This window comes from Paenarthrobacter sp. NPDC089307 (assembly GCF_040685055.1).
Classification (GTDB): domain Bacteria; phylum Actinomycetota; class Actinomycetes; order Actinomycetales; family Micrococcaceae; genus Arthrobacter.
Genome location: NZ_JBFBHE010000003.1, coordinates 43463 through 56269 on the forward strand (window position 1 = coordinate 43463; position 12807 = coordinate 56269).

15 protein-coding genes are annotated in these 12807 nt (G+C 62.6%); 8 read left to right on the top strand and 7 right to left on the bottom strand.

Going from position 1 to position 12807, the window contains the following annotated elements; translation table 11 throughout:
• The first annotated feature begins 25 nt into the window (after nt 1-25).
• Nucleotides 26-1318: a GNAT family N-acetyltransferase gene (locus AB0N72_RS07675; protein WP_363934239.1), complete on the top strand. Its 1293-nt coding sequence runs from the start codon at nt 26-28 to the stop codon at nt 1316-1318.
• Between the two features lie 57 nt (nt 1319-1375).
• Nucleotides 1376-2620 carry a low temperature requirement protein A gene (locus tag AB0N72_RS07680; RefSeq protein WP_363934241.1) on the top strand — a complete coding sequence of 415 codons (1245 nt, stop codon included), beginning with the start codon at nt 1376-1378 and terminating at the stop codon, nt 2618-2620.
• Nucleotides 2621-2696: 76 nt separating this feature from the next.
• On the opposite strand, the gene AB0N72_RS07685 is transcribed toward AB0N72_RS07680, so the two are convergent.
• Both AB0N72_RS07685 and AB0N72_RS07690 read right to left on the bottom strand, forming a co-directional pair.
• Nucleotides 2697-3233 (bottom strand): phosphohydrolase, encoded by a 537-nt coding sequence (locus AB0N72_RS07685; protein ID WP_363934242.1) that lies wholly within the window; start codon nt 3231-3233, stop codon nt 2697-2699.
• Between the two features lie 84 nt (nt 3234-3317).
• Complete coding sequence (locus tag AB0N72_RS07690) at nt 3318-4109, bottom strand: SDR family oxidoreductase (protein WP_363934244.1); 792 nt, start codon at nt 4107-4109, stop codon at nt 3318-3320.
• A 102-nt stretch (nt 4110-4211) separates the two neighbouring features.
• Here AB0N72_RS07690 and AB0N72_RS07695 point away from each other — a divergent pair, with 102 nt between their 5' ends.
• Both AB0N72_RS07695 and AB0N72_RS07700 read left to right on the top strand, forming a co-directional pair.
• On the top strand, nt 4212-4823 hold the full coding sequence (locus AB0N72_RS07695) for a WHG domain-containing protein (RefSeq protein WP_363934246.1): 612 nt from the start codon (nt 4212-4214) through the stop codon (nt 4821-4823).
• 38 nt (nt 4824-4861) lie between these two features.
• A complete protein-coding gene (locus AB0N72_RS07700) occupies nt 4862-5629 on the top strand; it encodes a hypothetical protein (protein ID WP_363934247.1) in 768 nt (255 codons plus the stop codon).
• A gap of 30 nt (nt 5630-5659) precedes the next feature.
• Here the strand turns inward: AB0N72_RS07700 and gluQRS are convergent, their stop codons facing one another.
• The gene (gluQRS, locus tag AB0N72_RS07705) at nt 5660-6547 is read right to left on the bottom strand and encodes a tRNA glutamyl-Q(34) synthetase GluQRS (protein ID WP_363934248.1); all 888 of its coding nucleotides are present in this window, start codon (nt 6545-6547) and stop codon (nt 5660-5662) included.
• 362 nt (nt 6548-6909) lie between these two features.
• Between gluQRS and AB0N72_RS07710 the strand changes: the two genes are divergently transcribed.
• The 3 genes from AB0N72_RS07710 (at nt 6910) to AB0N72_RS07720 (ending at nt 9612) form a co-directional block, all read left to right on the top strand.
• Entirely contained in the window at nt 6910-7371 is a 462-nt protein-coding gene (locus AB0N72_RS07710; protein WP_363934449.1) for an Lrp/AsnC family transcriptional regulator, read from the top strand.
• Between the two features lie 106 nt (nt 7372-7477).
• Nucleotides 7478-8968, top strand: a complete 1491-nt coding sequence (locus AB0N72_RS07715; protein ID WP_363934250.1) for a WXG100 family type VII secretion target — start codon at nt 7478-7480, stop codon at nt 8966-8968.
• Nucleotides 8965-9612 carry a hypothetical protein gene (locus AB0N72_RS07720; protein WP_363934252.1) on the top strand — a complete coding sequence of 216 codons (648 nt, stop codon included), beginning with the start codon at nt 8965-8967 and terminating at the stop codon, nt 9610-9612. The genes AB0N72_RS07715 and AB0N72_RS07720 overlap by 4 nt, the downstream gene beginning before the upstream one ends.
• Here AB0N72_RS07720 and AB0N72_RS07725 read toward each other — a convergent pair.
• Nucleotides 9609-10064: an Lrp/AsnC family transcriptional regulator gene (locus tag AB0N72_RS07725; RefSeq protein ID WP_363934254.1), complete on the bottom strand. Its 456-nt coding sequence runs from the start codon at nt 10062-10064 to the stop codon at nt 9609-9611. The two genes, AB0N72_RS07720 and AB0N72_RS07725, sit on opposite strands and share 4 nt — an antisense overlap.
• 101 nt (nt 10065-10165) lie before the next feature.
• Here AB0N72_RS07725 and AB0N72_RS07730 point away from each other — a divergent pair, with 101 nt between their 5' ends.
• Entirely contained in the window at nt 10166-10807 is a 642-nt protein-coding gene (locus AB0N72_RS07730) for a LysE family translocator (RefSeq protein ID WP_363934255.1), read from the top strand.
• On the opposite strand, the gene AB0N72_RS07735 is transcribed toward AB0N72_RS07730, so the two are convergent.
• From AB0N72_RS07735 to AB0N72_RS07745, 3 genes are all read right to left on the bottom strand, one after another.
• Nucleotides 10804-11268 (bottom strand): SRPBCC family protein, encoded by a 465-nt coding sequence (locus tag AB0N72_RS07735; protein WP_363934257.1) that lies wholly within the window; start codon nt 11266-11268, stop codon nt 10804-10806. The two genes, AB0N72_RS07730 and AB0N72_RS07735, sit on opposite strands and share 4 nt — an antisense overlap.
• Entirely contained in the window at nt 11265-11603 is a 339-nt protein-coding gene (locus AB0N72_RS07740) for a metalloregulator ArsR/SmtB family transcription factor (RefSeq protein WP_363934451.1), read from the bottom strand. Before AB0N72_RS07740 ends, AB0N72_RS07735 begins: the two co-directional genes overlap by 4 nt.
• A 138-nt stretch (nt 11604-11741) precedes the next feature.
• Nucleotides 11742-12713 (bottom strand): hypothetical protein, encoded by a 972-nt coding sequence (locus AB0N72_RS07745; RefSeq protein ID WP_363934258.1) that lies wholly within the window; start codon nt 12711-12713, stop codon nt 11742-11744.
• Nucleotides 12714-12807 lie beyond the last annotated feature (94 nt).

Sequence of the window (12807 nt, forward strand, 5' to 3'; positions counted from 1 at the left end):
ACTTACGGCCCCAGGAGAAGAACACATGACCAATTGGCGCATCCGGGACTTCCATTCGTCCGATCTCGACGGGATCCTGCACCTGTGGGAATCCCTCAAGGCCGATGGCGTCGAGCCGGTCTATGCGTTGTCCGAGGTCTTGGCGTCCTGCGAGAAGGACCATGCCGTGGTGGCCGTTCAGGGCGACCAGGTGGTAGGCGCAGCTGTTGGCCGTGCGGCGCACGATCAGGGCTGGATCGTTTTCCTGGCCACGCTCACCGAATTCCGGGGCCGCGGCATCGGCACTTCGCTGCTGTCCGCCGTCGAGAACCGCATGGCGCCGCACGGACTCAACAAACTGTCCGCACTCATGCCAGAAACCGAGACCCGCGTTGAGGCGTTCCTGGGCCGCGGCTTCGTGGTGAAGAAGAACCTTCGCTACTTCGAGCGGACCATTCCTGTGCAACGCCAGGAACTCGGTGCGCTCGGATTGCTCGGCGGGCGCATCCTGGCGCGGGATCTGTGGGAGAACGTGGCAGGCATGCGCCGCGAGAAGGAACTGCTGGAGCGCCGGCTGGTGCTTCCGTTAGCGGAGGCAGACCTTGCGGACGAGTACGGTGTGGTGCCGCCGCGTGCCGTGGTCCTTTTCGGTCCTCCCGGTACGGGCAAGACCACTTTCGCCAAGGCCATTGCGTCGCGGCTGGAGTGGCCTTTTGTTGAAGTGTTCCCGTCCCGCCTTGCCTCTGATCCCAAGGGTTTGGCCGGAGCCTTGCGGGAAACCTTCCTGGAGATTGCCGAGTTGGAGCACGCAGTGGTGTTCATCGACGAGGTGGAGGAGATCGCTTCGCAGCGTGCGGGCGATCCGCCGTCGCCGCTGCAGGGCGTCACCAACGAGCTCCTCAAAATCATCCCCGCCTTCCGCGAACAGCCCGGCCGCCTGCTGGTCTGCGCTACCAACTTCATCCGGGCGCTGGACACCGCGTTCCTGCGGCATGGGCGCTTCGACTACGTCATCCCCATCGGCCTTCCCGACGTCCACGCGCGAGAGGCAATGTGGCAGCGCTTCATCCCCGCATCCGTGGTTGATGCCGTGGACATCGCGCAACTGGTGGAAAGGACCGAGGGATTCTCGCCCGCGGATATCGAGTTCGCAGCGCGCAGCGCCTCCCAGCGCGCCTTGGAAAAAGCCGTGTACGACGGCGGTGCTGCCGCCCCCAACGGCCAGAAGGGACCTGTTACCCAGGACTACCTGGACGCGATCGCCGACACCCGGACGACCGTGAGCGCCGAAGTGCACCAGGATTTCCTGGAAGACATCGACGTCCTGGGCCGCGTATAGGGTTTCGGCGACGGCGATCCCGGCGCGATATTGCCGGGCAACGGTAATCTTTGAGCCATGTCCACGAATCCCCTTCGCCATGCCCTCTCACGGATGGGTGGCCGCGATCCCCACGAGAAGCACCGCACGGCCACCCCGCTTGAGCTGTTCTTCGACCTGACCTTTGTTATCGCCTTCGGAGTGGCCGGAAACCAGTTCGCGCATGCTGTGGCGGAAGCCCATTTCGGCCCGGGGTTGCTGGGATTCTGTTACGCCATGTTCGCGGTGATCTGGGCGTGGGTGAACTTCACATGGTTTGCCAGCGCCTACGACACCGACGACTGGGTGTTCAGGGTGGTCACCATGGTCCAGATGGTGGGTGTCCTTATCCTGGCCATGGGCATCGAACCGATGTTCCATTCATTGGTGGAGGGCGATCACGTGAACAACGTGGCCATCCTCATCGGCTACATCATCATGCGCGTTGCCTTGGTCTTCCAGTGGCTGCGTGCTGCCCGGCAGGATCCCGAACGCCGGGAAACGTGCTTGCGCTACGCCAAGTACCTGGCGTTGGTGCAACTGGGCTGGATCGCGGCGTTGGTGATCGAAACGGATGTGCTCACCACATTCCTCCTTGCCGCCCCCTTGTTCGTCCTGGAGATGTCCGTTCCGGGGCTCGCCGAACGCAAAGCCCGGACGCCTTGGCACGCCCACCACATCGCCGAGAGGTACGGACTCCTTGCCATCATTGCCCTGGGTGAGTGCCTGATCGGTGCCATTGAGACGCTCCGGGCAATTGTCGCCCTGCACGGCTGGACGCTGGATGCGGCATTGGTTGGCTTCAGCGGCACTGGATTGGCCTTTGCCATGTGGTGGATCTACTTCATCCTGCCGTCAGGGCCCGCACTCCATCTCCAGCGGCACCGCTCCTGGGTCTTTGGCTACGGGCACATGTTCATCTTCGCCGCCATCGCCGCCACCGGGGCCGGACTGCATATCGCCGCCTACTTCATCGACCACGAAGCCCAGATCAGTGGAGCAGCGGCTGTGGCCTCGATAGCCATCCCCATCATTCTCTTCAAGGTCTCCCTGACCACGCTCTACGCCATCATGCTCAACCCCGACCGCGAGTTGCTCTGGAGCACCGCCGCGGTGGTGGTTGGCCTGGCCGGAAGTATCGCCATGGCCGCGGCAGGTGCGTCCGTGCCCGTGTGCATGCTGGAGATGATGCTCATCCTGGGACTGTCCATCGCGTACGACGAACGGCGAGGACACAAGGGCCGGGCCGCAGCGCTCCGTCGGCTGCAAGAGGCTGCCGGCTGACCCGTTGTGTGGCCCGCTCCGCAGGCCAAGATGCGCTCGAGGCCTGCAGAGCAGGCCCCGCAACGCAGAGGGGTGGCTACTCGGGAACGATCTCATCCAGTTCGGCCAGGAGGTGCGGGTTGATGCGCTCGAGGATCCGCTGGACTTCCTCGCGGGGTACCGCCCTGTACAGCACCGGGCGGGCATCCGCGTACCGCGTAACCGGAGGTTTGTCCGGCCACTTCTCCGCGAGTGCCTGCACCCGCTCCGGCAAGGAGTTGTGGGCGTTGTCCGCGATCTTCACCAACGTGGCGTCGTGGTCCTCCGCAACGTAACGGATGCCGGCGTCGTAATCATCCGGATCGTCGTGGAAGCGGCGGGTGACGCGCTCGATGATCGCGACTGCCCGCTCTGACACGCCCATGTCCAGCAGGGCTTGCCGGGTAATGGGCGTGTCCTCGGCGATGTCGTGCAGGTAGCCCGCAATCTGGATGTCCTCATCAAAATCAGCCAAAGCGTCACCCACGGCCAGGACGTGCTCCCGATAGGGACGCTTGAGTTTGTCCTTCTGGCGGTTGTGGGCCACCTCGGCCAGCACCTGGGCTGTTTCTACAGTGAAGCGTGGTTCGGTCATGCGGGCCTCCGGCTTTGGCAACGGACCAGCGGGGACGGGTCTCTTACTCAGGCTATCCGTTGTTCGCCCACGGCAAGTACCGGGTCAGGAGTCCTGAACTGCGCGAGCGGCGATCGCCACAGTCACGGCCCGCGGCAACCGCTGGGCGAAGGCCGCGCCCACCCGGTTCATCCAGCCCGACACAACGCTGCCCGGCGTTACCTTGCGGTCAAGTGCTTTGATGGCCGTCTCCACAACCTGGGCTGACGTCTGCATCCTGCCTACGGCGGCCGATTGGCTGCCCAGGACATCGAAGAACTCCGTCCGCGTGGCTCCAGGGCAAAGAGCAAGGACATTCAGACCGGAGTCCTTGGTTTCGTGGGCCACGGCCTCAGTGAAGCTCAGGACGAAGGCTTTTGTGGCGCCATAGACCGCCATGCCAGGGATGGGTTGGAACGCTGCGGTGCTTGCGACATTCACCAGCGCACCCTTGCCGGACGAGAGCAAGCCGGGCAGGAACGCCCGCGTGATATCGACCAGCGCCGCCACATTGAGTGAGATTTCGGAGGCAATGACCGCCGGGTCTTCCTCCACCAGGAGTCCATGGGTGCCAAACCCCGCGTTGTTGACCAAGGTGTCCACGGCAATCCCACGTCCGGCGAGTTCCTTGAGGAGCTCCGCCCCGACGCCCGGCTGCCCGAGGTCCATGGGAAGGACCGTCACGGCAACACCGTGTTCGCTGCGCAGTTGCTGCGCCAAATCTTCCAACCGCTCCGCGCGCCTGGCAACCAGTACGAGGTTGGATCCGCGGGCGGCGAAACGCTGCGCGAATTCGGCGCCGAGCCCTGAGCTGGCTCCCGTGATGAGTGCGGTAGTGCCGGAGTAGGTCATGGTCATGATGAGTCCAATCGTCTTAGAGGGAGACTGATGTAGTCGCTGTCTACATGGTAGGCAGCGACTACATTGTTGTCAATGCCTACATTGCCCTAGACTGGATCCATGATCGAGCAGCCCTACCACCATGGAAAACTCCGGGAAGCCCTCTTGGAACGTGCCATGGAGACCATAGAAGAAGCCGGCGTGGAAGGACTTTCCCTGCGCCAGCTCGCCCGGGACCTCAACGTCAGCCATGGGGCACCGGCCAAGCACTTCCGCGACAAGCAGGCGCTGATCGACGCCCTGGCAATGGCCGGCTTCGAGTTGATGAACCGCCGCATCCGGACCGCCTCCGAGGCCCGCGACAACCTGCGGGAGCGCTTCGTCAGCGTTGCGAAAGCCTATGTGGGCTTTGCAGTAGCCCACCCGGCCCTGCTGACCGTGATGTATTCCACCAAGCACCACCCGGATTCCAGCGCTGAGCTGCGAAACACCGGAGGCCAAGGCATTGAGATAGCCAAGGCGATGATTATCGAGGCCCAGGAAGCCGGCGAACTGGCCCCCGGCAACCCGGAGACGCTGGCCATGGTGTGCTTCGTCAGCCTCCACGGTGCCGCCCTCCTCGCGGCAGGGCAACACTTGGACGGCATGCCCGTGGATGATGCCGTGGCCGCAACAACTGACACGCTGTGGGCGGGCATGGCCACCGGGGTCCCTGCCGCGCAGGCCGCTTAGGACGCGCAGGGTCAAGGTCTGGGTGCAATACTGCTCACATGACCACCATTAACCCTTTGGAAGCTGCCGAACGACGTCGGCAAAAGCGGGTTGGATCAACAGGCGCCCTGGTGATGTACGTGATTTGCACAGCTCTTGTGGTTGCGTGGTCATTCGGGTGGGGTTTTGGAGTTCTGTATTTGCAGGGCAAAGAGGTCCAGGGCCCTGAGCTGGTTGACGATTCTTCGTCACTCATAGCCCTTATCCTTGGCTTCTTTGTCACCACTGGAGTCTGGGGATTCGGCGTCCTGATGCAAGGCCGGTATTACGGCTCGGGCAACAGCCCAATTAGCCTCCCCGTGCTGGGATGGGCCGCCATCGCCGGGGGCTCATATACCTCGTTGACTATTGCGCCATGGCCTGAGGACCCTGCCGGGTGGCGACTGATACCAGTGATGGCAATCAGCCTTGCCGTAACCGGGCTGGTCCTGAAATTCCTCGCGCGACGCCGGAGGCTCAAGACACAACGCGCATTGGAAGAGACAGCTTCCATCGGAATGGTTACCGAAGGGCTTGTGGAAGACATTCCCATCAACGACGACGGAGCGAGGATCTACGTTGGCGTAGCCACAGTGAAGTTCATTGACCATATGGGAACGGAACGTTGGGTTCAAAAGATCGGCAAATGGCGTGCCGACCTTCTCCCCCGAAAACATGACGCCGTTGCGGTGCTGTTCAATCCCGCGCACGCCGACGACCAGTCGCGAATCTGGATCGGACCATCAGGGTCCAAAACAGCCAAGGAGTTTCTCGCCTGGAAGCCATGAAGCCAGGTCCGGCCAGCCTGTGGTGCCCGCTCAGGCAAGCGGAGTTTTCCACACCCAGGGCTCGTTGGGGAGGGCTGCAGGGTCGAATTCCACCAGGGCGTCCTGCAGTGGGCCACCGGGCAGGCCGAGGGACTCCAGCAGTACGTCGCGTACACGGTGGGCAGGAATTCCGACGGCGGCGAGGTCGCCCAGCGTGACCGCGCCGTCGCGCTTTGCCAGCCTCACGCCGTCGTGGTTTACCACCAGCGGAACATGCGCATATTCAGGGACCGGAAGGCCCAGCAGGGTGGCCAGGTACGCCTGCCGCGGGGTGGACGGGAGGAGGTCGTCGCCTCTCACCACCTGGTCGATTCCCTGGGCGGCGTCGTCCACCACCACAGCCAGGTTGTAGGCGGTTACACCGTCGTTTCGACGCAGCACAAAGTCATCCACCACTCCCACGAAAGTGCCGCGCAACTGGTCCTCAACAGCCCACTGCATGACCTCGGACCGCAAGCGGATCGAGGCCGGACGCGACGCACGCCGAATCTCTGTTTCAGCAGCAGAGAGCCGGCGGCAAGTCCCCGGATATGCACCCTGGGGAGCGTGCGGGGCCGATGGCGCCTCCTGGATCTCCTTGCGGGTGCAGAAGCACTCGTAGGTGCGCCCCTCTGATGCCAGGCGTTGGATCGCCTGGTCGTAGAGTGCGCGGCGCTCCGTTTGGCGGACCACGTCGGCATCCCACGTGATCCCAACGGCTTGAAGGTCGCGGAGCTGCTCCGCTTCCGCGCCGGACCGCGCCCGGTCCAGGTCCTCGACCCGGAGGAGAAAGTCCCGGCCGCTTGCCTTGGCAAAAAGCCACGCCAGGATGGCCGTTCGGAGATTGCCCACGTGCAGTTCACCGGAGGGGCTCGGGGCAAATCGCCCTGCGGAAGTCATGGTCCAAGCCTATGCGTGCGAGCCGGTGCGTCCGTTCGGGGACGCCGGAAACACAAGAGCCCCTCAGCTACCGCAACGATCCGGTGGCTCAGGGGCTCTTATTGTGCTGCCCACATCAGCGGGCGAGTGCAGAATGACAATGCTGTGAACAAGAGTCAATCAGCGGCTGCTTCCTTGCGGGAAACCTGTACAGGACTCCGGGTGGTGTTCCGGATACCTGGTGCCGGCGGGTTTCGGCGGTAGCCTCGTCCTGCTTCGTTGCCACTATTTCAGCAGGAGGCATACAGTAGGTGCAACAGACTTGGTCTTGATTGGTCAATCTGACTACTCGTGGATCGAAACATGGACAGGAAGTGGGCATTTTGCAGGAACTCGACGCCACCGACCGCCGGATACTGGCTGCTCTGGACGAAGACCCACGCGTCCCCATCATGGTCCTTGCCCAACAGCTGCACCTCGCGCGCGGAACAGTCCAGTCACGTTTGGAACGGATGACGACCTCGGGTGCGCTCCGCTCAAACAGCAGTCGGGTCCTCCCCTCGGCCCTGGGTCGCGGAGTGGCTGCCGCGGTCAGCGCGGAACTCGACCAAAGCCACCTGAACGAGGCCATCGCGGCCCTGCGCGAGATTCCGGAAGTCCTCGAATGCCACGCGCCTGCGGGAGATACCGACCTCATCATCAGGGTGGTCGCCAAGAGCCCGGACGACCTCTACCGGGTTTCCGAGGAAATCCGGCTGTGCCCGGGAATTGTCCGCACGTCCACCAGCATGTTCCTTCGGGAGGTAATTCCCTACCGGACAACGGGGCTGCTCAACGAGCAGTGATGTATCGGGTAGTTATGCACATAAGGGAAGTTGTCCCCATGTGCCGCGCGCGGGCCCCGGCCTAGTATGGGGGTCAGGCCGAGGGCAGAAAACAATTGGGGGCAACGTGGCGGGTAACTTCTATGGCGCAGATGTCGCGCAATTGCGGCAGTTGGCCAAGGAACTGGCCCGCAATGCGGACAGCCTCACCACCTTGGGCCAACAGTTGTCGGGGTCCATCACCAATAGTCCCTGGCGGGGTAACGACGGCGACCGCTTCCGTCACGAATGGAACAGCTTGCACTTGCGGGCCCTCCAGAGTGCGGCCTCCGGCATCACGGCCGCTTCCCGGAGCATTCTGAAAAACGCGGATGAGCAGGACGCTGCAAGCACCGGGGGTGCCAGCGGACCAGGGGCTGGCGGTCAAGGCTCGGGCGGGCCGGGGTCCGGCGGAAACGGCCAGGAGCTCACGGATTTACTGAACGGGATGACACCCTCCGAGCGGGCGGAGTACCTTCGCAGCGACGAATTCAAGAAGTGGGCGCTCGAGCATCCCGAAGCAGCCAAGGCGGCCATGGATGCGGCGGCCGACTCCGGACTGATCCAGAAGAAGTCGCCCGAGTACTCCCAGTTCCTCAGCGACTACTGGAACCAACAGGCCATGCGGGAGATGGGAATAGACCCCTCCACGTGGGACACCAGCAAGGGTACCGAGTACAACTGGGAAACCATCAAGAAGGTCTACGACTTCTACGGGCAGGCCTTCCTGTCCAACCCGGACCTTCAATGGGCCGGCATGGCGAACATGATCGGCCCGTCCTTCGCCGGCGGATTCAGGGACATGGCAATGCTTCGCGATCTCGCCCAGCAGATCGCTGACAATCCGGCCTCGGACATCCCCATCCCCGTCCTGGACCAGATCGAGCAGCTTGCCGGCATGACCGACGAGGAGATCAAGTTCTACGAAACCTCCATGCTGGACATGAACAAAGAGATCTTCCTGGATCAGGCCCGGCAGCACCAGGCATACATGAATGGTGGAATCGACGAGATCAACCGCCTCAAGGACTCCGGCGCCATCGATCCTGCGACCGCGGAAGCCTGGGCGCAGATCGATTCCGGCGACCCCGCGCAGGTCAAGGAAGGCAACACGGCCCTGCTCTACAGGGAGCAGAACGAGATCATCGCGGACGATTACACTGGCATGCGGAACCATCCGGGAGGGGAAGCCGTGACATACATGGTCACCCTGGCCGGTGAACCCTCGATTCCAGGAGCAAAGAGCTATCCCGAAGTGTTCCCGTACAAGTTCAGCGTCGAAAGCCCCGGACCGGAGAACATTCCGTTCACCAGCTGGGACAACCCGGCTCAGTTCCGGACGGACTTCACCACCGGCTTCCCGGACGGCAACATTGCCGACGCCGGGCAACGGTGGGCCCTGATCAAACAGGACACCCTCCCGGCCTACCAGGACCTGCTGGCCAATAACCCCCAACAAGCCAGGGACATCATCGCCTCCGATTTCAACGACCGGGTGGAACAGTACCGGCCAACCAACAACATTCCGGGCATCATGGACCGGTTCCTGGATGGCTTTGACGCCGAGGTCCACCAATGACCAGGATCCCGAAACCGGCAGCGGCCACCGCCCTGGCCATGGCAATCCTCGCCACCACGGCCTGCCAGTTACCCGTACCCGCTGCACCATCAACTTCCCAAGGGAGCACAGTGATTACCTCGGAATTCTCCACGCTTGATGCCGCAGGTGTTGACCGGATCAGGACGGACAAGCGGGCAAGGCTGGACATGAGCAGCGGCACACTCCAGAAATCGGCCGTGCGTGTGTCCGCGGACAGCTATGGCCCGGAGATCAACACCCAGGACTCGGGGAAAGTAGACCTGACCATCGTGGGCCCCAGCGGGGAGATCAGCGCCCAAACGGACCGAATCCGCTTCAAGACCACCGACGCCCGCCCTGACTTCACCGAGGTCACGTATTTCCTGACTGCAGGCTCCGCCGAGGAATTCAATGCCCTGATCCGCGATGGCGTGCAGAAGTACGGAATCGACGCAGATGACGCCGAGCACTGGATTACCTCCAACGGACAAGACCCTTCTGCCAAGAGCGACTACTCGCTGACCTCAGGAACCAGCACGGGCCTTGAGGTCAACTATGATCTCCGCTTTGACGGATCCAAGGACACCCAGGTCATCATCGTGCATGTGACCCCTGCCAGCTATAAGCCCTCACCTGCTGCCTAAACAGGCGGCCCGATGTTGGTCTTCAGGTTCTTCATGACCAACGTGGACGTCAAGCGTTCCACAGCGGGAAGGGCCGCGAGCTCGTCGTCATAGAAGCGCTGGTAGGCGGGCAGGTCTGCGGCAATGACCTTTAACAGGTAATCCGGCGATCCAAAGAGCCGCTGGGCTTCCACAATGTTGGGGTTGGCCGTAACGCGTGCCTCAAACGCGGCCATGGTTCCCCGGTCAACCTGGCGCAGGGTCACGAACACGATGGCCTCGAAACCCAGCCCCACGGCCGCCGGATCAATGTCCGCCCGGTACCCGCGAATGGCACCAGTAGTCTCCAGATCGCGAAGCCTCCGGTGGCACGGCGCCACGGTCAAGCCGACCTTGGAAGCCAACGCCGTGGCTGTCATTCGGCCGTCCTCTTTGAGGTGACGCAAAATGCTTCTATCGATACCGTCAATCACGCAATAATCTTACCCAAAGCGGCCACTTCAGGGCTAAAAACGGGAACACTTATGGGCGCTTTTTCCCTAGAGTTTTCCTACCAACCAACTCTGGAGAGAACGTGAACCCACAGCTGTTCCTCGCCTTCATCCTCGTGGCGGCCACCTTGGCCTGCACACCCGGCGTCGACTGGGCCTACTCGATTTCAGCCGGGTTGCGCCAGCGCAGTTTCGTTCCCGCCGTTGCCGGTCTCTGCAGCGGCTACGTCATCCATACTCTCCTCATGGCCGCAGGATTGGCCGCCCTTCTGGCCGGGGTCCCCGGTCTCCTGGGGTGGCTGACAATCGCCGGTGCGGCTTACCTGCTGTGGCTCGGCATCGGTACCATCCGCTCGTGGCGGGGTGCGAGCTTCAGTGCGGAAGACGGCGTCGTGAATTCCGGAAACCAAATCCGGACGTTCTTCCAAGGCATGGGCACCAGCGGCATTAATCCCAAGGGGCTCTTGTTCTTCGTGGCCCTGGTGCCCCAGTTCGTCAGTCCGGAAGCGTCGTTGCCCGTCCCGGTACAGTCGGGCTTGCTGGGCCTGACCTTCGTGATCCTTGCCGGAATGGTGTACACGGCCGTTGCCTTGGCCTCCAGAAAACTGCTCGCCTCCCGGCCCGGCGCCGCCCGCGCCGTGACGCTGACCAGCGGAATCGTCATGATCGGCTTGGGGACGGTGCTGTTGTCGGAACAGATCCTGCCACTAATGCCCCTGCACTAGGCGAGCAGTTCGTCCAGCCTCTCGTATCCTTCCACCACGCCGTAGTTCATTCCGGTGGCCAAAGCCATGTCTCGCGCTTCCACCGAGGGGTAGACCTCGTGCGCGACGATGCGCGTGCGGCCGCCGACTTCCTCGAATGTAGTGGTGCTGATGCCCACCTGGTTGGGCGCGCCGTCGAACTCGAACGTCATGATGATCAGCGCGTCGGTTTCCACCGAGTGGAAGATGCCGCGGAAGCCAAACATGGCGTCCTCATGTCCGCTCTCGTAGTGCCAACTGCCGCCGGTGGTCGCGTCGTACCTGGTGATGTTCAGCTTGGCATTGCGCGGCCCCAGCCATTTAGCCAAGAGGTCCGGGTCGACGTGGGCTTTGAAGACTGCGCTGACCGGAGCGTCGAATTCGCGGACAGTGTCAACGAACGGTACGCCGTCGTCGGCGGTGATGGTGGTTTCATTGCTCATTTCGGTTCCTCTGTCTTTCCTTGTTCCTGGTGGGATTCCTGGTGGGAGATGTCAGCGGCAAGCAATTGATCCAGGCGCCGGAAGCGGGACTCGGCGATCAGGCGGTATTGATCGATCCAGGCCGTCATGCGTTCCAAAGCAGCGGCGTCAAGGTGGACGGGCCTGCGCTGGGCGTCCCGGGAGCGGGTCACAAGCCCGGCATGCTCCAGTACCTGGATGTGCTTGGACACAGCCTGCTTGCTGATCGCGAACGGTTCGGCAAGCTCGTTGACTGTGGCCTCTCCCCGCGAGAGCCGGGCAACAATGGCCCGCCTGACCGGATCCGCCAAGGCCATGAAAGCCCTGTCAAGACTGTCAGGACCCACAACCTCTTGTTCCACCAACTCGCCAACCCCTTTTAGTCAACCAGATCCTTTATCAACGATTTGGTTGATTAACAGGCTACGCCTCTGCTGATCCCAACGCAATGGCCTTTATTCCCCGCCCAACTGCCTGAAGTCGTTCTCCCACAAGCGCCGCATCTCGGCGTCCTTGCGGATGACCTCCATCGATTCGAGCTCAGCCGGAGGAGCCGGCCGCCTGGAGCGGGGAGTCAACGTGCGCCGACCCTGATCGAGCGCCAGGAGGGCCCGGTCGGTCAGTGCGTCATTCTTCAAAGCCAGATTGGTTTTCCGCCGCCGCAGGACTTCCTTCAACGCAGCCTGCGCTGACTCAAAGTCGCCCCTGGCGCGTTGCGACCGCGCCCGGATCAGCAAGAGGGCAGCCGAGAGATCGTCGGTGTTCAGCAAGCCCTCGGTCCAAAGCACCACGTCGCGGTGGCGTTCCAGTGAATACGCCGCCGTGCAGCGCGCCAAGGCAGAAGGCAACGACGGCGGCAAACCCGCCACAGCTTCCAGTGCGGCTTCGGTCATCCCCATTTCCCGAAGACAATGGGCAAGCGCCAGGAACACGGATTCTTCGCTGAACAGCACCGGAACCTCGATGCGTTCGGCGACCTCGACCCGGGTGACCACCTGCCTAAGGTAGGTCGCAGAGAACTGGCTCGCGTCGTCGTCGATCCTTGTCGTTAAGCCGCGCTGCAGCAGTTCCGAGGCCCGCAGGTACCCGCCGTGCTTGTAAACCAGGAGGCCGGCCATGATGTGGCACAGGCCGGCCCATCCCGGGTTCATCCGGGCGAAGGCGAGGAGACGGTCGGGTTCCGTGGAAGAAAATACGGCCTCATGCATCGCTTTGGCAGGCTTGGAGGAGAGCATTTTCAGCCGTGGGACGCCGCCCACCAGCGACAGACGCGCATGGTCCCGGCCGCTGAGGACACCGGAAAGGACATCGTTCACACCATCAGCCAAGCCACGCACAGGCGTCCGGACGTACCCCTCCCGGAAAGGCGTCACGTCCCGTAGATCATGGAAAATTGTGTGCACGCGACCGTTCGGCACTTGGCTCATGAATCCATGCTAACCGGCACCTGAACTGGGCTCATCCCCTGCTATCGGAAGCAATTCAGGAGTATTATGGCGGCGTCGGCAAGGTTTTGCCACA